21 protein-coding genes, 1 tRNA gene and 1 pseudogene are annotated in these 22,474 nt (G+C 68.4%); 13 read left to right on the plus strand and 10 right to left on the minus strand.

The window, feature by feature from the left end:
• The first annotated feature begins 110 nt into the window (after positions 1-110).
• A complete protein-coding gene (locus tag FKO37_RS05735; RefSeq protein WP_037808446.1) occupies positions 111-488 on the plus strand; it encodes a hypothetical protein in 378 nt (125 codons plus the stop codon).
• A gap of 7 nt (positions 489-495) precedes the next feature.
• On the opposite strand, the gene FKO37_RS05740 is transcribed toward FKO37_RS05735, so the two are convergent.
• The 3 genes from FKO37_RS05740 to FKO37_RS05750 all read right to left on the minus strand — a co-directional run bounded on the left by FKO37_RS05740 (position 496) and on the right by FKO37_RS05750 (position 2,571).
• A complete protein-coding gene (locus FKO37_RS05740; protein WP_238603914.1) occupies positions 496-1,146 on the minus strand; it encodes a hypothetical protein in 651 nt (216 codons plus the stop codon).
• A gap of 70 nt (positions 1,147-1,216) precedes the next feature.
• Positions 1,217-1,873, minus strand: coding sequence for a hypothetical protein (locus FKO37_RS05745; RefSeq protein ID WP_238603915.1), 657 nt, complete (start codon positions 1,871-1,873; stop codon positions 1,217-1,219).
• A 107-nt stretch (positions 1,874-1,980) separates the two neighbouring features.
• Positions 1,981-2,571, minus strand: coding sequence for a nitroreductase family protein (locus FKO37_RS05750; RefSeq protein WP_037808439.1), 591 nt, complete (start codon positions 2,569-2,571; stop codon positions 1,981-1,983).
• A 236-nt stretch (positions 2,572-2,807) separates the two neighbouring features.
• Between FKO37_RS05750 and FKO37_RS05755 the strand changes: the two genes are divergently transcribed.
• Positions 2,808-4,073, plus strand: coding sequence for an aspartate kinase (locus tag FKO37_RS05755; protein ID WP_037808437.1), 1,266 nt, complete (start codon positions 2,808-2,810; stop codon positions 4,071-4,073).
• Complete coding sequence (locus FKO37_RS05760) at positions 4,073-5,113, plus strand: aspartate-semialdehyde dehydrogenase (protein WP_037808435.1); 1,041 nt, start codon at positions 4,073-4,075, stop codon at positions 5,111-5,113. The genes FKO37_RS05755 and FKO37_RS05760 overlap by 1 nt, the downstream gene beginning before the upstream one ends.
• A 48-nt stretch (positions 5,114-5,161) precedes the next feature.
• On the opposite strand, the gene FKO37_RS05765 is transcribed toward FKO37_RS05760, so the two are convergent.
• On the minus strand, positions 5,162-5,836 hold the full coding sequence (locus FKO37_RS05765; RefSeq protein ID WP_238603916.1) for a hypothetical protein: 675 nt from the start codon (positions 5,834-5,836) through the stop codon (positions 5,162-5,164).
• 262 nt (positions 5,837-6,098) lie between these two features.
• Entirely contained in the window at positions 6,099-7,544 is a 1,446-nt protein-coding gene (locus FKO37_RS05770; protein ID WP_238603917.1) for a M48 family metalloprotease, read from the minus strand.
• Between the two features lie 175 nt (positions 7,545-7,719).
• Here FKO37_RS05770 and FKO37_RS05775 point away from each other — a divergent pair.
• The 3 genes and pseudogenes from FKO37_RS05775 to FKO37_RS05785 form a co-directional block, all read left to right on the plus strand.
• Positions 7,720-8,520, plus strand: a pseudogene (locus FKO37_RS05775) (RtcB family protein); the annotation flags it as partial.
• 816 nt (positions 8,521-9,336) lie between these two features.
• On the plus strand, positions 9,337-9,936 hold the full coding sequence (locus FKO37_RS05780) for an RtcB family protein (protein ID WP_238608219.1): 600 nt from the start codon (positions 9,337-9,339) through the stop codon (positions 9,934-9,936).
• Between the two features lie 57 nt (positions 9,937-9,993).
• The gene (locus FKO37_RS05785; protein WP_037808429.1) at positions 9,994-10,371 is read left to right on the plus strand and encodes a hypothetical protein; all 378 of its coding nucleotides are present in this window, start codon (positions 9,994-9,996) and stop codon (positions 10,369-10,371) included.
• A 72-nt stretch (positions 10,372-10,443) separates the two neighbouring features.
• On the opposite strand, the gene FKO37_RS05790 is transcribed toward FKO37_RS05785, so the two are convergent.
• Positions 10,444-11,592 (minus strand): MFS transporter, encoded by a 1,149-nt coding sequence (locus FKO37_RS05790; protein ID WP_374204453.1) that lies wholly within the window; start codon positions 11,590-11,592, stop codon positions 10,444-10,446.
• Between the two features lie 671 nt (positions 11,593-12,263).
• Here FKO37_RS05790 and FKO37_RS05795 point away from each other — a divergent pair.
• Positions 12,264-12,821, plus strand: coding sequence for a hypothetical protein (locus FKO37_RS05795; protein ID WP_037808428.1), 558 nt, complete (start codon positions 12,264-12,266; stop codon positions 12,819-12,821).
• Between the two features lie 382 nt (positions 12,822-13,203).
• Here FKO37_RS05795 and FKO37_RS05800 read toward each other — a convergent pair whose 3' ends face one another.
• Positions 13,204-14,256 carry an alpha/beta hydrolase gene (locus FKO37_RS05800; protein ID WP_134728525.1) on the minus strand — a complete coding sequence of 351 codons (1,053 nt, stop codon included), beginning with the start codon at positions 14,254-14,256 and terminating at the stop codon, positions 13,204-13,206.
• Positions 14,257-14,441: 185 nt separating this feature from the next.
• On the opposite strand from FKO37_RS05800, the gene FKO37_RS05805 reads away from it, so the two are divergent.
• The 5 genes from FKO37_RS05805 (at position 14,442) to FKO37_RS05825 (ending at position 18,213) form a co-directional block, all read left to right on the plus strand.
• Positions 14,442-15,014 (plus strand): NADPH-dependent FMN reductase, encoded by a 573-nt coding sequence (locus FKO37_RS05805; protein ID WP_238603918.1) that lies wholly within the window; start codon positions 14,442-14,444, stop codon positions 15,012-15,014.
• 132 nt (positions 15,015-15,146) lie between these two features.
• Positions 15,147-15,569: an organic hydroperoxide resistance protein gene (locus FKO37_RS05810; protein WP_009084505.1), complete on the plus strand. Its 423-nt coding sequence runs from the start codon at positions 15,147-15,149 to the stop codon at positions 15,567-15,569.
• 26 nt (positions 15,570-15,595) lie between these two features.
• Positions 15,596-16,072: a DNA starvation/stationary phase protection protein Dps gene (gene dps, locus FKO37_RS05815; protein ID WP_037808424.1), complete on the plus strand. Its 477-nt coding sequence runs from the start codon at positions 15,596-15,598 to the stop codon at positions 16,070-16,072.
• Positions 16,073-16,167: 95 nt separating this feature from the next.
• Positions 16,168-17,559: a glutamate decarboxylase gene (locus tag FKO37_RS05820; RefSeq protein WP_238603919.1), complete on the plus strand. Its 1,392-nt coding sequence runs from the start codon at positions 16,168-16,170 to the stop codon at positions 17,557-17,559.
• 27 nt (positions 17,560-17,586) lie between these two features.
• Positions 17,587-18,213: a TIGR03085 family metal-binding protein gene (locus FKO37_RS05825; protein WP_037808421.1), complete on the plus strand. Its 627-nt coding sequence runs from the start codon at positions 17,587-17,589 to the stop codon at positions 18,211-18,213.
• Positions 18,214-18,250: 37 nt separating this feature from the next.
• Here FKO37_RS05825 and FKO37_RS05830 read toward each other — a convergent pair whose 3' ends face one another.
• Positions 18,251-20,098, minus strand: coding sequence for a prolyl oligopeptidase family serine peptidase (locus FKO37_RS05830; protein WP_238603920.1), 1,848 nt, complete (start codon positions 20,096-20,098; stop codon positions 18,251-18,253).
• 39 nt (positions 20,099-20,137) lie between these two features.
• Here FKO37_RS05830 and FKO37_RS05835 point away from each other — a divergent pair, with 39 nt between their 5' ends.
• Entirely contained in the window at positions 20,138-20,881 is a 744-nt protein-coding gene (locus tag FKO37_RS05835; protein ID WP_037808415.1) for a methyltransferase domain-containing protein, read from the plus strand.
• Positions 20,882-21,287: 406 nt separating this feature from the next.
• On the opposite strand, the gene FKO37_RS05840 is transcribed toward FKO37_RS05835, so the two are convergent.
• A tRNA-Pro gene (locus FKO37_RS05840) sits at positions 21,288-21,361 on the minus strand.
• 29 nt (positions 21,362-21,390) lie between these two features.
• A complete protein-coding gene (locus tag FKO37_RS05845; protein ID WP_051728629.1) occupies positions 21,391-22,371 on the minus strand; it encodes a metallophosphoesterase in 981 nt (326 codons plus the stop codon).
• Positions 22,372-22,474 lie beyond the last annotated feature (103 nt).

Raw genomic sequence — 22,474 nt, forward strand, 5'->3', positions numbered from 1 at the left:
CGACGCCGCGAAAGGAAAGCCGCCCGTCGCGATCGAACTGTTACGTCGGGTGGCTGATACCTGTTACTAGCGGGTAGCGGGCCGCGAAACGACGTGCCAGACTGCCCGGCATGGGCGAGCACGCGGAAGAAGCGCAGGAAACCGAGGCGAAGGCGCGGCCCCAGCGCACCCCGGTGGACTGGCGGCGCACTCGTGAGCGCGGGGTGTCCTTCCTCGCGTCGCTGGTGCGCTGGGTCGGACTGCTGTTCGCCGCGGTCCTGGTGCTGCACGTGATTTTCGTCATCGGCGAGGCAAACCAGGGCAACGGCATCGTCTCGTTCGTCCGCGGCTGGGCCGACGGACTGTCGCTCGGCTTCAAGGACCTGTTCACGCCGAGCGACGCGAAACTGCGCGTTCTGGTGAACTACGGCATCGCGGCGGTGTTCTGGCTGATCGTGTCGGGAATCCTGGCGAAGATCATCCGGCGCGTCGGGGGCGCGGGCGCCTGAGCCTGGCTCACGGCTGCCAGACGATCGCTGCTTTGCCGTAGTCGGTGTCCGGAGCCAGTCCGACGTAATTCGTGTCGCTGTACTTCGCGCCGGTCACCGTCGAACCTTCCGGGGCGAGTGCCAGCACGCAGCTGTCGTAGGTCGCGCCGACGGTGGAGAAGTCCTGGCCGCCGCGGGCGTTGTCGCACTTCTCGAAGGTGCCGATGATCGTCACGAACGCTGCCTTGGAACCGTCCTCGAGCAGGCCGTACATCAAGCCGACCGAGGTGCTGTAGAAGTCCGTGCCGGACTCGTTCGTCACCTTCAGCCGCACGTAGTAGGGCGTCATCCCGGCGGCTTGGTCGCCAAGCTTCAGCGGGGTCAGGTCGGCCGCGTCGCCTTTGTCGATGCCGGTCACGGTGACGCCGATGGCTCCAGGGCCCGCGACCGGCGACTTGAACGGCACCACGGCCTTCTCGCCGATCTTGAGCTTCGTGCCCTGCTTCGTGTACTCGACCTTGACGGGCGCGGCCGAGCTGCTCGACGCGGGCGTCGCCGGACTGGCCGCTGGCTGGCTGACCGTACTGGCGGGAGCGGCTGTCCCGGTCTTCGTGCTCGTACATCCGGAGAGCGCGAAAACCAACGCCGCCACCAACACGATCGGTCTTCTGCCAGACATCAGTCCCCCAGGACGCGAAAGGGGGCGCCAGTCCCGCGACTGACGCCCCCGCGACGATCTCGCGCGCAGCTTACTGCCAGGTCACGGCGTCCTTGCCGTAGTCAGTGTTCGGCGCCAGGTCCCGGTACGTGCTCGCGGTGTAGCTAGCCCCCTTGACCTCCGTGCCAGCGGGGGCCAGTGCCAGCACGCAGCTGTCGTACGAAGCGCCCTTCGTGGTGAACGCCTTGCCGGAGTTGCCGCGGTCGCACTTCTCGAACTTGCCGATCACCGTCACGTGCGGGCCGTCGGTGCCATCCGCGAGCAGGCCGTTCATCAGGCCCAGCGAGCTGTACGAGAAGTCCGAGCCGGTCTCGTTCGTGACCTTGACCTGGATGTAGTACGGCGTCATCCCCTTGGCCCGGTCGCCGAGCTTCAGCGGGGCCAGGTCGGCCTCCACGCCCTTGTCGATGCCGGTCACCGTCACGCCGATCGCGCCGGTGATCTTCTGCGACTTGAACGGCACCACGGCCTTCTCGCCGATCTTCAGCTTCGTGCCCTGCTTGGTGTAGTCGGCGGAGGCGGAGTCACCGGCGGGAGCGGCGGCCGAGGAGGACGGTGCGGCCGCGGAGGACGAAGCGGGCGGAGTGGCGATCGGCGGGGCGGGGGTGTCCTCGGAGGAGCACCCGGACAGCGCGAACGCCATCGCCGTCGCGGAAACCGCCAGTGCAACCGGCATCGCTGTACGCATTTCGTCACTCCTTGAGAAGAATCCCACCGAATCAGCGGCCTGATCGGTTTGGCGTCTATCTGACCTCAACGGCGGGACTCCGGTTCCCCGGATTGCTCACGAAACGGTCACAGTGCCGGAGACCCCCATCGATCACCGAAGACGAACTCCGCGAGCGGCAGCCGGCGTCGAGGGGCCAGTTCCCGTTCGATCCGGCGCGGGTCGTCCAGTACGGACGGGTCGGCGGGAGATCCGACGGCGATCGCGACCCGGGCCACCGCCTCGTCCGGGAGGCCGAACTCCGCGCGGACCGCGTCCGCCGAGAAGCCCGCCATCTGGTGGGCGATCAGGCCGAGTTCGACCGCTTGCAGGACGAGGTTCTCGGTCGCCAAACCCAGTCCGTAGTCGGCGTAGGGCACCTCGCCCTTCTCATTCGTGGTGACCGTCACGCCGATCAGCAACGCGCTCGCCCGGAACGCCCACGCCTGGTTCCCGGAGTTGAGTGTCGCGAGGATGCGGGGGAACACCGGATCGCCCCGGCGGCCGACGAGGTAGCGGGCCGGCTGGGTGTTGCCGAAAGACGGCGCCCACCTGGCGGCTTCGAGCAATGCGGTCAGCTGGGCGCCGGTGATTTCGGCGGTCTCGTCGTAGGCCCGCGGGCTCCACCGCTCGGCGATGGCCGGCGCGACGGGGACGCTCGTCTCGGCTGGTTTGCGCATGCGGCGAAGGTAGTACGGCCGGGGAGTGCTCTCCGTCACTCCGGAGGAAGGGCTTCGAGCTTTCCCCTGGCGTTAAGGAAAATTTACTTCCAAACCCTCCTGACGGGCCGTGGCGGACCACTCGATGGGGTGGCGAGCGCCGTTCGCGCCGGTAGGCTCTTCTCCAAATGAAGGGCCGTGGGCGCTCCTCGGTGCCCTCCAAGGAGTACGCCCCGGCCCGTCAAGGAGGTTCGGGCGTGGCCCTCGTGGTCCAGAAGTACGGCGGATCGTCGCTGGAAAGTGCCGACCGGATCAAGCGCGTGGCAGAACGGATCGTCGCGACCAAGAAGGCGGGCAACGACGTGGTCGTCGTGTGCTCGGCGATGGGCGACACCACTGATGAGCTGCTCGATCTGGCGCAGCAAGTGAACCCGGCTCCACCGGAGCGGGAAATGGACATGCTGCTCACCGCCGGTGAGCGCATCTCGAATTCGCTGGTCGCGATGGCCATTTCCGCGCAGGGCGCGCAAGCCTGGTCGTTCACCGGTTCCCAAGCGGGCGTGGTCACCACCTCGGTGCACGGCAACGCGCGCATCATCGACGTCACTCCGAGCCGCGTCACCGAGGCGCTCGAGCAGGGTTACGTCGCGCTGGTGGCCGGTTTCCAAGGCGTGGCACAGGACACCAAGGACATCACGACGCTCGGCCGCGGCGGTTCCGACACCACCGCGGTGGCGCTCGCCGCCGCGCTGAACGCGGACGTGTGCGAGATCTATTCCGATGTGGACGGTGTGTATTCGGCCGACCCGCGGATCGTGCCGGACGCCAAAAAGCTCGACACCATCCCGTACGAGGAGATGCTGGAGCTCGCGGCGAGCGGATCGAAGATCCTGCACCTGCGTTCGGTCGAGTACGCGCGCCGTTACGGCGTGCCGATCCGAGTCCGTTCTTCTTACAGCGACAAGCCGGGCACCACGGTGGCCGGATCGATCGAGGAGATCCCCGTGGAACAAGCGCTGATCACCGGTGTGGCACACGACCGCTCGGAAGCGAAGATCACCGTGACCGGCGTGCCGGACCACGCCGGAGCCGCGGGCAAGATCTTCCGGGTCGTGGCCGACGCCGAGATCGACATCGACATGGTGCTGCAGAACGTGTCCAGCACGTCCTCGGGCCGCACCGACATCACCTTCACGCTGTCGAAGGCCAACGGGGCCAAGGCGGTCAAGGAACTCGAGAAGATCAAGGCGGAGATCGGATTCGAGTCCGTGCTGTACGACGACCACGTCGGCAAGGTGTCGCTCGTCGGAGCCGGGATGCGTTCGCACCCGGGCGTCACCGCGACGTTCTGCGAGGCGCTGGCCAACGCGGGCGTGAACATCGAAATCATCAACACCTCGGAGATCCGCATTTCGGTGCTGATCCGCGACGCGCAGCTGGACGAGGCCGTGCGCGCGATCCACGAGGCGTTCGAACTGGGCGGCGACGAGGAAGCCGTCGTCTACGCGGGGAGTGGTCGCTGATGGCGCAGGGTCTTCGCGTCGGGGTGGTCGGGGCTACCGGCCAGGTCGGCGCTGTGATGCGCAAGCTGCTCGACGAGCGGAATTTCCCGGTCGAGCAGATCCGGTACTTCGCGTCGGCCCGTTCGGCGGGACGTACGCTGCCGTGGCGCGACGAGGAAATCACCGTCGAGGACACGGCGACCGCTGATCTGTCCGGTTTGGACATCGCGTTGTTCTCCGCGGGCGGTGCGACCTCGCGCGAGCAGGCGCCGCGGTTCGCCGAGGCGGGTGCGATCGTGGTCGACAACTCGTCGGCGTTCCGGCGCGACCCGGACGTGCCGCTGATCGTCAGCGAGGTCAACCCGGAGGCGATCAAGGACGTGCGGAAGGGGATCATCGCGAACCCCAACTGCACCACCATGGCCGCGATGCCGGTCCTCAAGCCGCTGCACGACGAAGCCGGTCTGGTGCGGATCATCGCGAGCACCTACCAGGCGGTGTCCGGCAGCGGTCTGGCCGGCGTCGACGAACTGGCCGCTCAGGTGAACGCTGTCGCCTCGCGCGCGGCCTCGCTCACGCACGACGGTTCGGCGGTCGAATTCCCGGCCCCGGCCAAGTACGTCGCGCCGATCGCGTTCAACGTCCTGCCGATGGCCGGGTCCATTGTGGACGACGGCACGTTCGAGACGGACGAGGAACAAAAGCTGCGCAACGAAAGCCGGAAGATCCTGGGCATCCCGGAGCTGCTGGTGTCCGGCACGTGCGTCCGGGTGCCGGTGTTCACCGGGCACTCGCTGTCGATCAACGTCGAATTCGAACGGCCGCTGTCGGTCGAGCGGGCGACCGAACTGCTGTCGAACGCGCCGGGCGTGCAACTGGCGGACGTGCCGACGCCGCTGCAGGCCGCGGGAATCGACCCGAGCCTCGTCGGGCGCATCCGGACCGACCCGGGTGTCCCGGACGGCCGCGGTCTCGCGCTGTTCGTCTCCGCCGACAACCTCCGCAAGGGGGCGGCGCTGAACACCGTGCAGATCGCCGAACTGGTGGCGCAGAACCGCTGAGCTTCGCGCTGAAACTGCCCGGTCCCTTGTCCAGGGACCGGGCAGTTTTCACTTCTTCTTCTGCCGCGGCTTGATCGGTTTCAGCCCGAACGCGACCCGGATCTCCGGCTTCTGCAACGGGCGCAGCACCGCCTGCATCAGGAAACCCCACAGGATCAGCCCGACCGGCGCGCCGCCCCCGGCTCCGGAACTCATGGCCAGCGACAGGATCGCGCCGAGCAGCAGCATCGCCATGAACCCGCACTCGAGCCAGATGAGCGCGAGCATCACCCCGCGCTGCCGCCTGCCCAGCAGGACGGCGCACACCACCAACGCACTGGTCAGCGCCGAGTTGATTACCAGGATCGTCACCGGCAGGGTCACGGTGCCCGACGTGCCGCCAAGCCCGAGCAGGTAACCGACGAACGCCGCGAGCGCCAGGTAGAGCACGGCCTGGCCGCCGATCGCCCACCGCATCGACCGGATTCCTCGTCGCACCTCCTGCTCCGCGTTTTCGCCGGACGCGGGCATCGGCTGGGATGGACTGGACGGGATCACCTCGGACACCACCTCTTGCTCGGGAACCAGGCCAGGAGACCACTGGTCGTTCGGGACCGGTCCCCGCTGCTTGGCGAGCCGGCAGGCTTGGTTGCGGCGCGTCCGGAATTCGTGAATGGCTCCGTAACCGCTGTACGACCACACCCGTCCGGACGCGCTCCGGCCGAGGTGGCGGAATTGTTCCACCGCTTAGGGGCCACGCCGGAGTTCGACGAGCGCGGCTTCGACGCGCTTGTCCCCTCCTCGGCGAAGGTCCACATTAGATCGTGGGTGCCGAACCACTTGTCACACCAATACTGCAGGGCGCGCGCTGGAATCCCGTGAATTGCTCCGCGCTGACGTACTTCGCCCCCGCGCGCTGCGGATCTGCCACGCCACGTTCGTGAGCGCGTCGGCGTGCACCGCGGAACGGTGTAGAGCTTGATCAGTCCCAGCAAAGGGTTTCCTCTCAGGAACGAACCGGGGCGAGCAACGCGCGGAGCGGAGCGGTGTCCCCGTCGATCGCCGCGCCGACGGCGGGATCCAGTTCGGCGGCGTACGGTTCGGCCAGCACCAGCTTCGCTGGTCCAGACCAAGACAGTTCCCAGTGCGCCGCACCGGCTTTGGCGAGCATTGCGTGCAGCACAATGGACAGTCTCAAGTGGACTTGCGCTCGGTAGAGTTCGCGCTCCGGCCGCGCCCGGGCCTCCGGCGGAGCCGTGGGGTCGGCGAGTTCCTCGAGGCGTCCGGCGTCGAGCAGGTCCAGCAGATCGTCGAGACGGCGGCTGCGGAGGATCCGCAGCGCCTCGGCCTGATTCGAATCGCGCACGCCGATGTCGACGAGGCTGGCCCAGTCGAGCTTCTTCTTCGAGGACACTCCCTCCGTGAAGCCGGTGATCAGTACCGCATCGAGCAGCTCCGGTCCGTTGTGGAGAAGGTCCATCGCCGGTCGCTCGCCGCCGGGCGGAACCGGGACGGCCGGAGCGGCTTCCAGCAGCGCGATCCGTTCTGCCATCGGCGGGTGGCTGTCGTACTTCGAGGCAGGCCGCGACGGCGGATTTTCCCGCAGGGAAGCCATTTCCTCCGCGCGCTGATCGTCGGAGAGCAGCAGCTGGTAGCCCTCGGTCATCCGCGCCGGCAGATAGCCGGAGGACCAGGCGACCGTCGCGTAGTCGTTCAGGAACACCCACCAGGCGGTGTCGAGGACTTCGACCTCGCGCAGCGCGCTGGCCGCGGCCGCGCTGCCGGCGACGCGTGCGGAATCGGTGTCGGCGGCGAGTTCCTGTTGCTGACTCACGCGCGCAGAGACCTGGAAATACACGGCGGCGTACGCGGTGAAGATCGGCCGCACCAGCCGGCCGGACCCAGCCGAGCTGAGTCCGTTCACGACTCGCCCGATCGTCTGCCGTCCGCGATAGGTCGCGCCGGCGAACCGGGTGTGGCGATTGCTGTAGTGGCCGAGCTCGTGCCCGAGAATGGCCCGGAGCTGGCTGACCCGCATCCCGGCGAAAAGCTGCGCGCCAATGAACATCCGGCGCCGCCGCACGCGCAGCCCCGCCCAGTGCGTCTCCTCGTTCACCGCCGCGTTGACCTGCGGAACGAGGTAAATCTCGTCCGGCGGCCGGGTGCCGACCTCCTGAGCGAGCTCGCGGACGGCCGCCCACAGTTCGGGCTGCTCGCCGGGCGTGACGAGCACACCGTCGACGTCGTCGTGCGACCGCTCGAACGTCAGCAGGGCGGTGACCAGCACGTACAGCACGGGAACGGCGAGGAAGCCGAGCCGTATCGCGGTGAACGGATGACCGTGGAACGCCTCGACCTCGAGCCAGATCAGCGCCCCGGCGACGGCGAGCATCAGCACCGGAAACCCGGCCAGCAACAAGACCGCGAGCGTCGCCCGCAATGAGTACCTCATGGAAAAACGGAATCCTCCCCAAGACCGGCACCCTCGGCGAACCGGTCGTCCGAGCCGTTATCGACGGAAGCGCCGATTTCGTTTCACCGATGCACCGGTGTTCGAAAACCCGTTGTCGCCAGCGCCCGAGTGCCGGATGCTGAGCGGGCAAACTTCGTTCTGGGAAAGGAAAGTCATGTACACGGCAGTGGACGGCGCGCGGGTTCCGATCCGGATGTGGGCAGATCCCGCGTCGGTCGAAGACCAAGCGATGCGGCAGCTGCGCAACGTCGCGAACCTGCCGTGGGTGCACGGCGTCGCGGTGATGCCGGACGTCCACTACGGCAAGGGCGCCACGGTCGGCAGCGTCATCGCGATGCGCGACGCGGTCTCCCCGGCCGCGGTCGGCGTCGACATCGGCTGCGGGATGAGCGCGGTGCGGACCTCGCTCACCGCGAGCGACCTGCCCGACGACCTCGGCAAGCTGCGCAAGCGGATCGAATCGGCGGTGCCGGTCGGGTTCGGCCTGCACAAGACGCCGGTCAACACCGCGAAGGTGCACGGCGTCGGCGGCTGGGACACGTTCTGGAAGGCGTTCGGCGACCTGCACGAGGGGGTCCAGGACCTGCGCAAGCGCGCGCATCTGCAGGTCGGCAGCCTCGGCGGCGGCAACCACTTCATCGAGGTCTGCCTCGAACAGGGCGGCTCCGACGAGGGCCGGGTCTGGCTGATGCTGCATTCGGGTTCGCGCAACATCGGCAAGGAACTCGCTGAGCGGCACATGGCGATCGCGCGGAAACTGCCGCACAACCGCGATCTGCCGGACCCCGACCTGTCGGTGTTCGTCGCGGACACGCCGGAAATGCAGGCGTACCGGCGCGACCTTTTCTGGGCACAGGACTACGCGGCACGGAACCGGGCGACCATGGTCGCGCTGGTGAAGCTCGCGGTCGCGGAAGTGATCCCGGGGACGACGTTCGATGACGCAGTTTCGTGCTTCGCCGCCGAAACCATGGTTATGACCGACGCGGGCAGCCGTCCGATCTCGGAGCTGTCGGGCGGTGTGCATACGGTGCTTACCGAAGGTGGCGAGTGGGTGAAGGCGCCGGTGAGGTCCTTCGGCCAGCAACCGATCTGGGAGGTGGTAATTGGTCGCTTCGGAGAGGAGCGGACGATACGCACAACCCGAGAACACCGTTGGCTGCTGCGGCCGAAGACGGCGCACAACCGGACTGAGGCGACAACGGAAGGTCTCCGGGTCGGAGACCGCCTCGCATACGTGTTCCCAGCACGCAGCCCCGGCCTGATGCCGTCCCGCGAAGGGATCGCTCGTGGATTCGTCTTTGGTGATGGATCCATTTCTGGTCGCGGAATGGCGCATGCCGACTTCTATGGGAAGAAGGACGAAGCTCTTCTGCCCTTCTTTGACCGAGCAGAGAGCGTGCGGACGTACTACTACACGTACAGCAGCGCTGGGGCGAAGAAGAAGCACGTGACCGCTGACGACGTCCAAGCCCTTCGGTCTGAGGGAGTCGTGGTTGGGACGATGAAGCGACTCGGAGGTCTTCCTCGCGAGTGGAAGCGTGAATACCCTCGTGTCGATGGACCGCCGGCAGAACTTTACGGGTGGCTCGCGGGCTACTTCGCGGCCGACGGGGAGGTAGGCAAGACAGGTCGTCCTGCGATCTGGTCCGCGAACAGGCAGCACCTAGTGTTCTTCAAGGAAGCGTGTGACTCGCTGGGTATCTGGACGCTTCCGATCCGGCGGAGAGTTCGTACTGGGTTCGGCTCGGTCGACACTCCGGTGTTTGTGATGGGCCTGTCGCGAGCTGATCTCACGCCCGAGTTCTTTATCCACGACGAGCACCGGGCCCGTTGGGAAGCCAACCGCGATGCTGTCGAACGGCGTGGCTGGACAGTCCGCGCTGTGCGTGCCACCGATGAGATCGAGGAGGTGTTCTGTGCCGTAGTCGAGGACACCCATTCATTCGCTCTCGACGGGAACATTCTCACGGGCAACTGCCATCACAACTATGTCGCCGAGGAAACCTACGACGGCGTCGATCTGCTCGTCACCCGCAAGGGCGCGATCCGGGCCGGCTCCGGCGATCTCGGGATCATCCCGGGCAGCATGGGAACGGGCTCGTACATCGTGCGCGGACTCGGCAACACCGCGTCGTTCGAATCCGCGTCCCACGGAGCCGGACGGCGGATGTCGCGGACGAAGGCACGCAAGACCTTCACCGCCGCCGACCTCGCCGCGCAGACCGCGGGCGTGGAATGCCGGAAGGACACCGGGGTCGTCGACGAGATCCCGGCCGCGTACAAGGACATCGAGACGGTGATCCAGGCGCAGACCGACCTGGTCGAGGTGGTCGCTCACCTCAAGCAGGTCGTGTGCGTGAAGGGATGAGGGGTTCCCGCGGGCGAATCGCGCCGGTGCGCCCGCGGGAGCCGCTACCCTGAAGGCATGAAGAGCTGGGGGGTGGCGGTCGCCTTGGTCGCGGCCGGAACGTTGCTGGCCGGATGCGACCAGGTCGATTCGGCGGTCAATCAGACGAATTCAGCGGTGGACAAGGTCTCCACGTGCACCGAAGCGCTGGGCCTCGCGGACCTGAACCCGTTGGTGGACGGCGACAAGCTCAAGGCCCGCGCGCAGGACAAGGAACGGCGGCTGCGCGAGCTGGCGGCTGACGTCAAGGAAGAGGACGTCAAGAACGCCCTGCTCGGCATGGCCGATTCGTACGTCCAGGTGCAGAAGGAACACCTCGAGGACGCCGGGGTGATCGCCCGGTGGACCAAACGGAACCTGGAAAAGCTCGACGGGCTGCGCAAAGCCTGCACCTGACCCTTCGCAGAGATCCGTGAAGGGCCCCTTCACGGACGTCCGCCTCGCGGACCGAGCCCGGCGACGTGAGGCTCAGCGGCGAGCCCGCACAGCAGCCGCCAGCGAAGGGGTTCGCACCGAGCTCCGGCGCAGCGACCACACCAGCCCCAGCGCCGCCAGCGCCAGCCCGCCGAATCCGGCCGCCGCGAAACCCCACGCCGGGCTCGAATGGTCGATCGCGAAGCCGACCACCGGGCTCCCCGCGGCCAGCCCGAGCCGCGTCGACGCGTCCTGCAGGCCCATCGCCTCGCCGCGGACGGCGGGCGGCGCGAGTTCGCTGACCGCCTCCGTGGTGGCCGCGAGCGTCGGGGCGCAGACCAGGTTCGTCGGGATCAGCACGAGCATCAGCAGCCACCACGGCTGCGTCACCAGCCCGACCGGGATCACCAGCAGCGCGAGCAGCAGCATCAGCAGCCCCTGCGGCAGCGACTTCCGCACCGCGCCGTGCACGATGCCGCCGATCATCGACGCCGCGCACATCACCGCGATGACCAGGCCGGTCCAGCCGACGTCGCCGTGCGAGCGCAGCGCGGCCAGCGTCGCGACCTCCGTGCCGACCAGGCAGAACAGCGTCCCGGCGGCGATCAGCAGGGTCGCCAGCAGCCGTCCGGTGAGCCAGGACCGCAGCGGCGGCCGCACGGTGCCGGCCGGGGCGAGTTCGTCCTCGTTCCGGATCGGCGGGTTGAGCAGGAAGATCAGCAGCGCGGTGACGCCGAAGATGGTGCCGATGCCGCTCAAGGTCAGCGTCGCCGACAGTTGCGAGATCGCCGCGATCCCGGCCGCCGGGCCGATCATGAACGACGCCTCGACCAGGATCGTGTCCAGCGAGTACGCCGCGCGCCGCTGGTCGGCGGGCACGAGCGCGGCGAGGATCTGCCGCGCCAGCGAGCCCGCGGGCACCGACAGCACCCCGGCCGGCAGCGCGCACACCACCAGCGCCCCGTACGACAGGTGCGGAGCCGCGAACCAGAACGCGGTGGACGACAACCCGCACACCGCGACCACCGGGCGCAGGCCGTACCGGTCGATGGTGCGCCCGATCACCGGCGCGCCGAGCGCCATGCCCAAGGTGACCGCCGCGCCGACGACGCCGGCCGCGCCGTAGCCCCGGCCGAGGCCGCTGACGACGTACAGCGTCAGCGTCACGCCGGTCATCGTCATGGGCACGCGTGCGAAGAACATCAGCGCCATCGACGGGCGGAGGCCGGGGACGCTCAGGACGCGGCGATAAGGCTGAAAAGGCACGTACCCCATGAGAGCAAGAGTTGGTACGAGCGTGCAACTTCTTTTCGTCACACTCGCTGAGCGGCACCCGCCACCCGTCCGGGTGTCGTGCAGGCGTTCGGCGGACCCGGAAAATGCGAGCGCGACCTGGGTGATAACTTCATCGGCAGCACGGAAAAGCATTCTCGCCGCCCATTCGCGAACAGTTTTTCACATTTCCGCGCCGACCTTGGGATTTCCCGGTCGAGGCGGCGGAGGTCCCCAGGAAAAAGGGGAGCGGACCCGAATGCGGGCGGCGGTGCGTGCGTGGGGGACCCCCACGGTCGGACGAGCGAGATCGCGCGTCCCGACAGGGTGATGAAGGTAATCGATCACGAACTACGCCTGTGTGAGTGAGCGATGCCGCCGTTCGGGCAATCCGGCTACTATGAGTCAGATTCAGGTCCGCGGTCCGTGATCGTCGGGGGACGCGCAAGCCGTCCACGTTAATCAATTGCGGGCCGGTTCCCGATTCTTGGATTCGGCACGTAAGGGTTAGAAAAGCTCCCTATCCGGTGATCGGCTGGTGTTGGGCCGACACGGCGGGTATCGATTTACCCGGCAGGTCCCAGAGGCCAGGGAGGTAAAGAATGAAAGGCAAGATCGGGCGGATCATCGCTGTGGTCGCCGCGGGCAGTCTGCTGGCCGTCGGCACCTCGGGGATGGCCTCCGCGAGCCCGGCGGGCGGCAAGGGGTCCTCGGCCACTCAAGCCGTCGCCGCGCAGGTACTGCAGATGCGGGACGACCTGACCAAGGTCGCGTACGCCGGCGATGTCGCCAAGACGAGGGCGGACCTCACCCGGCTCAGCCCGGTGCTCGCCGACATCGCGGCGGGCAAGCGCTACCAGGTCCAATCCGAAACCCAGCAACTCTCGTCGGCGGCGAAGGTCCGCGCGGACGAGTCCAACCGGCTCCTCGGCGACCCGACTGCGACGCCGCGGCAGATCCCGCCGCTGCCGATCCCGCCGTTGCCGGACCTGCCCGGACCGCTCAAGGCGGTGAGCGACCTGGTCAAGGGCCTGCTCGCCGCGGTCACCAGCCTGCTGGCCGGGCTGCTCGGCGGAGTGCCGGTACCGCCGCTTCCGGTGCCGACGCCACCGCTGCCGGCCCCGCCGGTGCCCGCCCCGGTGCCAGTGCCGGGAACCTGAACGGCCTGACGGGGAGGGGGAAAGGCCCGGAGCCTGGTGCGGTTCGCCGCGCCAGGCTCCGTTCCATGTCCGGGCTCGGGTGCCGGGTGTTGACCGGGAACACCGTTCGCGGGCGGTTGGCGAGCCCGGCTTGCAGCGCGTTCGGGTGCCGGTGTTGACCGGGAACGCCGCTGACGGATGGTTGGCATGGCCCGCTCGCAGAGCGTTCGGGCACCGGTGTGACCGGCGACGTCCCTTGCGGGTGCTTGGCGTGCCTCGTTCGCAATGCGTCCGAGTTCGGTCCGGGTGCCGGTGCTGACCGGCGACCCCGCTCGCGAGCGCTTTGGCGTGCCCGCTCGCAGCGTCTCCGGGCCCAGGCCCCGGTGCTAACCGGCAACCCCTCTCACGAGCGCTTGGCGAGCCCCACCCGCAGCGCGCCCGCCATCTCCGCGATCGCCTCGCGGAACCGGGTCCCCACTCCGGCGAAGTTGAGGAATCCGTGGATCAGGTCGGCCTGCCTGCTGACCGCCACCGGAACTCCCGCCGCGCGCAGTTTTTCCGCGTACGCCTCGCCTTCGTCGCGCAGCGGGTCGAAGCCCGCGGTGACGATGTAGGCGGGCGGGAGTCCACTGTGGTCAGACGCGAGCAAAGGCGACATCCGTGGGTCGGCTTTGTCGACGCCCTCCGGCGCGTAATGCCCCTCGAACCACACCATCGCCTCGTCGGTGAGGAAGAGGTCTTCGCCGAACAGTTCGCGAGACCGGCGTCGCGTAGTGAAGTCGACCGCCGGGTAGATCAACAGCTGGAACGCGGGGGCCGGTCCGCCCCGCCGGGTCGCCTCCAGTGCGACGACGGCGGACAGGTTGCCGCCCGCGCTGTCGCCGCCCACCGCGATCCGGTCCGGGTCCGCGCCGAGGTCGGCCGCCTTGGCGTGCGCGTAGTCGAACGCGGCCAGCGCGTCCTCCACCGGTCCGGGGAACGGGCATTCCGGCGCGAGCCGGTACTCCACCGACAGCACCCGGACCCCGGCGTGTTTCGCGAGGTAGCGCGCGGCGTTGTCGTGCGTGGCCCGGCTGCCGATGACCCATCCGCCGCCGTGGAAGAACACCAGCAGCGGCGACGGTTCCGGCAGGCCGGCCGGGGTGTAGAGGGTGGCTTCGAGGGACGCGTCGCCGGACGGGATGGCGACGTCGCGGGTCGCGACCGGGTCGATCCGTTTGCCGTTGACCAGGTGCTGGCTCGCTTCCAGCAGCGCCCGGGACCGCTCGACCGACCCGTTGACCAGCGAAGCACCGGAGAGCTTCTGCAACCGCAGCAGCAACTGGGCGTCGAGGGCGAGCTCCTGGCCGTCCAGCCGCAGCGGTGCTCCGGCGATCAGCCTGCGCACCGGCCTGGGCAGCCAAAACAGCAACTGCGCGGCGGCAGCCTGGGCGCGGATCTGCAGCGGAATGGCCATCGTTCCTCCTCGAACGCCGGATGAGCCGAGGTTACTTGCCAGTAGGTACGTTGGTCCAGTCGGTGTGTGACCCAGGCCTCCGTCTCAGATCCTGGTCCTCCAGTTAGGTGGAGGGGTTAGCCTCAAAACAGGCCAGCGTGGCGCAGCCACTCCGTTGAGGGTGGTGGTGGGGAGGAAGGTCGGAAGTGACTTCGGGACAAAAGGTCAAGGTGCTGGGCATTGGCGGCTCGCTGCGCGAGGGCTCGCAATCCGAGCGCGCGTTGCGCATCGCGCTCGCCGCCGCCGAGGAACGCGGCGTCGTGACCGAGCTGATCCCGGGCCCGGAGCTGGTCCTGCCGTTCTACGACACCGCGACCCCGGAGCGGGACGAACGCGCGCGCAAGCTCATCGAGGGCGTGCGCCAGGCGGACGGGCTCATCGTCGTCTCGCCCGGTTACCACGGCGGGCTGTCCGGGCTGGTCAAGAACGCCCTGGACTACATCGAAGACCTCCGCGAGGACACCCGCCCGTACCTCGACGGCCGCGCGGTGGGTCTCGCCGCCGTCGCGTACGGCTGGCAGGCCGCGGTCACCACGCTCGAACAGCTCCGCACGATCACGCACGCGCTGCGCGGCTGGTCCACCCCGCTGGGTGGTTCGATCAATTCCGCCGAGACGAAATTCGACGAGGGCGGCGGCGCGTCCGACGAGAAGAGCGTCCGTACGTTGCGGCTCATCGGGGAGCAGGTCGCGGAGCACGCGTTGCTTCGCTCACTCTGAGGTTTCCCCTCCTCGAATCCCGGTTATTCCCGGGGTGATGACTGCCATGCCGGGGCACGGTTCCGCGGATGCGGGGCGTTGAACTCATTGCGACGCTGACTCCGGAGGCGTCCCGATGAGGAGGTAACACGCATGGCCGAGCCGATTTACACCGCCGTCGCGACCGCGCGAGGAGAAGGCCGCAACGGCGACGTGACGTCCTCGGACGGCGTGCTGGACGAGTCGCTGGCGATCCCCAAGGAGATGGGCGGTCCCGGCGGCGACAAGACCAATCCGGAGCAGCTGTTCGCCGCGGGGTACTCCGCGTGCTTCCTGAGCGCGCTGCAGGCCGTGGCCCGGCAGGCGAAGGTCGCGCTGCCCGCCGCGACGGTGACCGGTTCGGTGAGCGTGTTCAAGAAGGATGTCGGGTTCCAGCTCGGCGTGCGCCTTGACGTTTCGCTGCCCGGTTTGGCGAAGGCCGATGCCGACCAGCTGGTCGAGCAGGCGCACCAGGTCTGCCCGTACTCCAACGCGACCCGCGGCAACATCGAGGTGGAGCTGACCACCACCGTCTGACCCAAGACAGAGGAGGGACACCCGAGATGACCACTTCCCCGATCAAGAGCCCGCTTTCCGAATCCGACAAGGAGATCACCGGCAACGCGCTGCAAGCGACGCTCGCCGACCTGATCGACCTCTCGCTGATCGCGAAGCAGGCGCACTGGAACGTAGTGGGCCAGAACTTCCGCAGCGCGCACCTGCAGCTCGACGAGCTGGTGTCGACCGCGCGGCAGTACGTCGACGAGGTGGCCGAGCGCGCCGCCGCGATCGGGGTTTCGCCCAACGGCAAGGCGAAAACCGTCGTGGCGACCTCCGGTGCGCCGGAGTACCCGGACAACTGGCAGTCCGTCGAATCGACCATCGCGGCGATCGTCGACACGCTCGCGGCGCTGATCGAACGGCTCCGCAAGCGCATCGACGAGACCGACAAGAGCGACCTCGTGACGCAGGACCTGCTCATCGAGATCACCCGCGCGCTGGAAGAGGCGCACTGGATGTGGCAGGCGCAGCAGGCCTGATCCGCTCCGCCTGACGAAAAGCCGTCCGCCTTGTCGCGGGCGGCTTTTCGTTCATCCGGTGGTCGTCGCGGGCGCCCGGCAGTAGGTTCGCTGACATGGTGCTGCATCAGGGGAAACAAGATCGGGCAGACCGGAAGACCGGCACGAATCCGTTGTACGCGGGGAGCAATCCGGCGCTCGCCGCGGACTTCACGATGCCGCGCGACCGGCTGCGGGACGATTCGCTGCCGCCGGACACGGCGCTGCAGCTGGTGCGCGACGAGCTGATGCTCGACGGCAACGCGCGGCTCAACCTCGCCACGTTCGTCACGACGTGGATGGAGCCGCAGGCGCGCGAGCTGATGGCCGAATGCGTCGACAAGAACATGATCGACAAGGACGAGTACCCGCAGACCGCGGAACTCGAGCGGCGCTGCGTCAACATCCTCGCCGACCTGTGGCACGCGCCGGATCCCGCCGACATCATGGGCTGCTCGACCACCGGGTCGTCCGAGGCCTGCATGCTCGCCGGAATGGCGTTGAAGCGCCGCTGGTCGAAACTGGGCCGCACCGGGAAGCCGAACCTGGTGATGGGCATCAACGTCCAGGTGTGCTGGGAAAAGTTCTGCGAGTACTGGGAAGTCGAGCCGCGCCTGGTGCCGATGCAGGGCGACCGGTACCACCTGTCCGCGGAAGAAGCGGTGAAGCTCTGCGACGAGAACACCATCGGCGTCGTCGCGATCCTCGGCTCGACTTTCGACGGCAGTTACGAGCCGGTCGCCGAGGTCGCGTCCGCCCTCGACGCGCTGCAGGAGCGAACCGGCTGGGACATTCCGGTGCACGTCGACGGCGCGTCCGGCGCGATGATCGCCCCGTTCCTCGACGAGGACCTGGAGTGGGACTTCCGGCTGCCGCGCGTCGCGTCGATCAACACCTCCGGGCACAAATACGGCCTCGTGTACCCCGGAGTCGGCTGGGTGGTGTGGCGCGACAAGGCGGCGCTGCCCGAGGAACTGGTGTTCAACGTCAATTACCTCGGCGGCGACATGCCGACCTTCGCGCTCAACTTCTCCCGCCCCGGTTCGGAAGTCGCCGCGCAGTACTACACGTTCGTCCGGCTGGGCCGCGAAGGTTTCCGTGTGGTGCAACAAGCTTCCCGCGACGTGGCGACCTACCTGGCCGAGGAGATCTCCAAACTGGGGCCGTTCGAACTGCTCACCCGCGGCGACCAGCTGCCGGTATTCGCCTTCACCACCCGTTCGGACATCACCTCGTTCGACGTCTTCGACGTGTCCCGCCGCCTCCGCGAACGCGGCTGGCTCGTGCCCGCGTACACGTTCCCGGACAACCGCACCGACCTGGCGGTCCTCCGCGTCGTCGTCCGCAACGGCTTCACCCACGACCTGGCTGACCTGCTGCTCGGCGACCTGAAGCGGATACTTCCGGAATTGAACCGGCAGCCGTCCCCGCAGCACGACCCAGCCACATCGACCGGATTCCACCACTAACTGCTACTAGCGAGTAACCTGGCTGACATGGGCCTTGCCAAAGACGAACGCCAAGCGCTGAGCGACCTCTTCGAGCAGCTCGGCCCGGATGCCCCGACCCTGTGCGAGGGCTGGCAGACGCGGGACCTCGCCGCGCACCTGGTCGTGCGGGAGCACCGGCCGGACGCGATGCCGGGAATCGTCGTGCCCGCGCTGGCCGGGCACACGCAGAAGGTGCAGGACGGCGTCGCGGCGCGTCCGTGGGACGACCTGGTAGCCCAGGTCCGCCGCGGCCCGTCCCGGTTCTGGCCGACGTCCATCGGGCCGGTGGACGAGGCGACGAACAGCGCCGAGTTCCTGGTGCACCACGAGGATGTCCGCCGGGCACAACCGGATTGGACCCCGCGCCCGGCCGATCCGTCGCGGGACGGGGCGGCGTGGCGGTTGGCGACGCGGACGGCGAAGCTGAACCTGCGCAAGTCCCCGGTCGGGGTGGTGCTGCGGACCCCGGACGGCCAGTCGGCTTCGGTGAAGTCGGGCGCCCCGGTGGTCACGGTGGTGGGCGAGCCGGTGGAACTGCTGCTTTTCGTCTTCGGGCGGGACGCGGTGCAGGTGACTTACGAGGGTGACGATGCCGCGGTGGCGCAGTTGAAGGGCGCCAAGCGCGGGCTGTGATCCGGGCCGCCCAGTAGACCCTGGGCGGCCCGAACCGTCAGCGCATTCCCAATGCCCGCAAGGCGAAGTACACCTCGATGGACGTCTGCTTGATCGTCTCGGCGATCACCAGCGAGCCGTGCCCGGCGTCGTAGCGGTAGAACTCGTGCGGTGCGTCGCGCTTGGCCAGGCGGTCCAGGTAGTTCTCGATCTGCCGGATCGGGCAGCGCGGGTCGTTGTCGCCGGCCAGGATCAGGACCGGGGCGGCGACCGCGTCCACGTACGTCAGCGGCGAGCACTCGCGGTACACCGCGGGTACGTCCGCCGGGGAGCCGCCGAACAGGGCGCGGTCGAACGAGCGCAGCTGCTCCATCTCGTCCTCGTACGCGGCCACGTAGTCGGCCACCGGCACGCCCGCGACGCCGGCGGCCCATCGGGTCGGCTGGGTGCCCAGCGCCAGCAGGGTCAGGTATCCGCCCCACGAAGCGCCGTTCACGACGCACTTGTCCTTATCGGACAGTCCACTTTCGACTGCCCAGTCGTGCACCGCCGCGACGTCTTCCAGTTCGGTCAGGCCAGGGCGGCCTTCGATGGCGTCGCGCCACGCCGAGCCGTAGCCGGTGGAGCCGCGGTAGTTCACCTCGACCACGGCGAATCCGGCGTCCAGCCAGGTCGCGCGGTAGGCGGAGAACCGGTCCTCGTCGGCCGCGTGCGGGCCGCCGTGCAGCGAGAACACCGTCGGCAACGGGCCTTCGGGAGCATTCGCCGGACGGGAAACCAGCGCGTGGATCCGGCCGCCGACGCCCTCGACGAACGCGTCGGTGACCGGCGACGAACGCGGTGCGCGCTCGCCGGGCGGCGTCAGCAGGACCGAGTCGGTGCCGTCGGCCGCGCGGGCACGGACCGCGGCGGGCTCCGCGGCGCTGGACCACGAGTACTCGATGGTCCCGTCCGGCCGCACGCCCGCGCCGCCGATCCGTCCCGCCGGAGTGTCCACAGCGGACAGTTCGCCGGTGTTGAGGTCGTAGCGGTACAACGAACTGCGCGCCTCGTGGAAGTGCACGACGAGCAACGCGCGGGCGTCCGGATACCAGTCCGCGACGACCTCGCCGGGCAAATCAATCAGCAGTTCGGTTTCGGTGTCCGCCTGCACGTCCCACACCAGCAGTTCTTCGCGGCCGCGGCGTTCGTGCAGGACCAGCACGCGCTGGTCGCCCGGCAGCGGCGAGAACTCCAGTGCCTGCAAGCCTTTTCCTTCGCCGTCCCACTTCTCCGCGACGGTGGCGAACCCGTCGGTGGACAGCACGCGCAACGCCGGGTGCCGGGAATCCCCGTGCTCGGAATGGGAAATGGCGAGCAGGCTTTCGTCACGCGACATCGACGCGATCCCCGCGTCGTCCGCGTGCTGATAAAACCGCTCGGTCACGCCGTCGATTTTCGCGAACAGTTCGCTGCCGTCGTCGGTCGAAACGCCGGCCGCGATCACCCGCTGGCCGATTTCCAGACCGGCCGGGTAACCGTCGTGAATATCGGGCAGTGCTTTGACCGCCGCGGAACTGTCGCCGTCGAACGGCTGGGTGCGCCAGGACCCGAACTCGTCGCCGTCGGTGTCGTCGAACCACCAGATGGCTGTTCCGTCGGGCGAGGGCGTCGCGTGCAGGGTGCCGTTGGGCCGGTTGGTGACGCGCCGGTGACTGTCGGTGGCCCGGTCCCACGCGTAAACCTCCCATACGCCACTGGCGTTGGAGACGTACACGTTGGCCTCAGGCGCGTCGCGGGCCCACTCGGGCACCGAGATGCGCGGCGCGTGGAACCGCGCCAGCCAGCGCTTTTCGGCTTCGGGGTCGTCGAACAGGCGGTCCGGGACCACCGCGGGCGGATTTTGGTTGCCTGACTGCGTGCTCACCCCTCGATCCTGCCACCTTCCACCCGTACTCTGTGCGGGGTGCTGGAGGGTTACGCGCCGGGCTACGCCCAAGACGCGCTGTCGACGATGAACACGCGCACAGCGAGTGACCGCGCCGCGTTCGCCCGATCACTCTTCACCCCAGGCGCACGAGTCCTGGACCTGGGCTGCGGCCAAGGTTCGCTTCTCAGTGCCCTGACCCCGGCCGTGCGGGTGGTCTGCGTCGACGTCTGTCCCCCGGAACCGGCTTTGCCGTCCACAGCGGACTATGTGGCGGGTGCGGTCTACGCACTTCCCTTTGCGGCTTCATCGATCGACGTGGTGTTCTCTCATTCGCTCTTCGAGCATCTGTCCGACCCGCACGCGGCTCTGACCGAAATCCGCCGCATCCTGCGCCCTGGAGGCAGGCTGGCGTTGGCCGCGCCGGACTGGAGCCGCGCGAAAATCCGGCCCAGAACAGCAAACGTGGACGCCGCACTGCGCGGCTACTACCTCGTGCGCCGCCGCGCGGGCGGCGACCCTTTCGCGGGACGCGCAATCGCCGCCCACGTCGCCGACGCCGGATTCACCGACATCGTCGAGCGCGCCCGTTTCCGGGAAGACCTGTCCTACCGATCCTTGGCCGCCTACATGGAATCCCGGCTGGCCGTCGCCCTGTCGGAATCCGGCGCGAACGAGCGCGACCAACTGACCTCCGCGGCTCGTTCCGCCTGGTCCTGGGCAAGAACCGCCGCCGTGGGGGACTTTCAGCAGTGCTGGCAAGAGCTGACCGCTACGTGCTGAACACACCCGCTGCCGCGAGAACGACGGGTATCGCCCCGAGCGCAACGCAAAACAAGCCCGCACACCGCGCCGATTCCCCATGCGATCAGTGCCAGCCCGAGAACCAGGATTACCGTTCTCGCAGTCCGGAAGTTCCGGCTGTCGTCTGGCATTTCGGCACGATACCGTGGCCGATAAATTGAGCCGCGCATTTTCGCACTGCCTCAGAAAGGCAATTGCTTTCCGAGTACGCCCGGATCGTGACTTCGCGATCGGCACGGGGAGCAGGCGATCAAGGACGAACACTGCGCCGGGAGCTCCGGACCGGCCGGGCAAGGCCACTGCCGGTCATCGGGCGAACCAGGGAAGGCGGCGAAACTATGAAGGCCGGGTAGTCGCGATCTCGTGACTACCCGGCCTTCATGCGTCGGGGTGGCGGGATTTGAACCCACGACCTCCTCGACCCGAACGAGGCACGCTACCAAGCTGCGCCACACCCCGATGTACTGCTTAGCGGGTCGAGAGTAAGTCTAGCGGACGGGTTTCGCGGCTTTACGCGGGGCTGGTTTGCGGGGGTCGGAGGCCCCGGATCCGCGCGGGACCAGCGTCAACAGGCTCGCTTCGGGCGGGCAGGCGAAGCGGGCGGGGGCGTAGGGGGAGGTGCCGAGTCCGGCGGAGACGTGCAGCCACATGCGGGCGCCCCAGCGGGAGGCGCCGCGGGCGCGGCTGCGGTCGAGTTCGCAGTTGGTGATGATCGCGCCGTAGCCGGGGATGCGGAGTTGCCCGCCGTGGGTGTGGCCGGCGAGGACGAGGTCGTAGCCGTCGGTGGCGAAGGTGTCGAGGACGCGCGGCTCCGGGGAGTGCGTGACGCCGATGCGGACGGCCGCGGTGGTGTCGGCGGGTCCGGCGATGTCGGAGTACCGGTCGCGGTGGAGGTGCGGGTCGTCGACACCGGCGGCGAAGACGGCGCGGCCGCCGACGTCGACCGTGCGGCGGACGTGCGTGAGGTCGACCCAGCCGTGTTCGACGAAGGCGGCGCGGAGGTCGCGCCAGGGCAGCTGGGTGCCGTGGATGCGCTTCTTCTTGCCGCGCGGCATGAGGTAGCGCGCGGGGTTCTTGGGCTTGGGCGCGTAGTAGTCGTTGCTGCCGAAGACGAACAGCCCCGGCCGGTCCAGCAGCGGGCCGAGCGCGCGGAGCACGGAGGGGACCGCGGTGCGGTGGGAGAGGTTGTCGCCGGTGTTGACGACGAGGTCCGGTTCGAGCTCGTCGAGCGCGGCGACCCAGCGTTGCTTGGCCTGGTGACCGGGGAGCATGTGCAGGTCGGAGACGTGCAGGATGGTGAACGGCGGCGTACCGGGCGCGAGCACGGGCAACTCGGCGGTCCGCAGGGTGTAGCGGCGGCGTTCGATGCCGACGGCGTAACCGAGAGTGGCGGCCCCGAGGGCGATGGTCCCTACGGCAAACCGCTTCGCGGTGCCCCCGGGCGGACTGGCGTTACCGAGCGTGCTCACATGTTCGAGGATACGTGTTCGGCCATCCGGAGGGGTGGCCCCGGCTCAGTCGTTGAGCTTGACCTCCCGTTTCACCGGGGCGCCGCCGTCCGGGATGAGTTCG

The organism is Amycolatopsis sp. Poz14, assembly GCF_006704225.1.
Classification (GTDB): domain Bacteria; phylum Actinomycetota; class Actinomycetes; order Mycobacteriales; family Pseudonocardiaceae; genus Amycolatopsis; species Amycolatopsis nivea.

Bases quoted from the DNA above. Each gene is read 5' to 3' on its own strand.
- FKO37_RS05735 (WP_037808446.1), top strand. From the start codon at position 111: ATGGGCGAGCACGCGGAAGAAGCGCAGGAAACCGAGGCGAAGGCGCGG.
- FKO37_RS05740 (WP_238603914.1), bottom strand. From the start codon at position 1,146: ATGTCTGGCAGAAGACCGATCGTGTTGGTGGCGGCGTTGGTTTTCGCG.
- FKO37_RS05745 (WP_238603915.1), bottom strand. From the start codon at position 1,873: ATGCGTACAGCGATGCCGGTTGCACTGGCGGTTTCCGCGACGGCGATG.
- FKO37_RS05750 (WP_037808439.1), bottom strand. From the start codon at position 2,571: ATGCGCAAACCAGCCGAGACGAGCGTCCCCGTCGCGCCGGCCATCGCC.
- FKO37_RS05760 (WP_037808435.1), top strand. From the start codon at position 4,073: ATGGCGCAGGGTCTTCGCGTCGGGGTGGTCGGGGCTACCGGCCAGGTC.
- FKO37_RS05770 (WP_238603917.1), bottom strand. From the start codon at position 7,544: ATGAGGTACTCATTGCGGGCGACGCTCGCGGTCTTGTTGCTGGCCGGG.
- FKO37_RS05780 (WP_238608219.1), top strand. From the start codon at position 9,337: ATGGGCCTGTCGCGAGCTGATCTCACGCCCGAGTTCTTTATCCACGAC.
- FKO37_RS05785 (WP_037808429.1), top strand. From the start codon at position 9,994: ATGAAGAGCTGGGGGGTGGCGGTCGCCTTGGTCGCGGCCGGAACGTTG.
- FKO37_RS05790 (WP_374204453.1), bottom strand. From the start codon at position 11,592: ATGTTCTTCGCACGCGTGCCCATGACGATGACCGGCGTGACGCTGACG.
- FKO37_RS05795 (WP_037808428.1), top strand. From the start codon at position 12,264: ATGAAAGGCAAGATCGGGCGGATCATCGCTGTGGTCGCCGCGGGCAGT.
- FKO37_RS05800 (WP_134728525.1), bottom strand. From the start codon at position 14,256: ATGGCCATTCCGCTGCAGATCCGCGCCCAGGCTGCCGCCGCGCAGTTG.
- FKO37_RS05810 (WP_009084505.1), top strand. From the start codon at position 15,147: ATGGCCGAGCCGATTTACACCGCCGTCGCGACCGCGCGAGGAGAAGGC.
- dps (WP_037808424.1), top strand. From the start codon at position 15,596: ATGACCACTTCCCCGATCAAGAGCCCGCTTTCCGAATCCGACAAGGAG.
- FKO37_RS05820 (WP_238603919.1), top strand. From the start codon at position 16,168: ATGGTGCTGCATCAGGGGAAACAAGATCGGGCAGACCGGAAGACCGGC.
- FKO37_RS05825 (WP_037808421.1), top strand. From the start codon at position 17,587: ATGGGCCTTGCCAAAGACGAACGCCAAGCGCTGAGCGACCTCTTCGAG.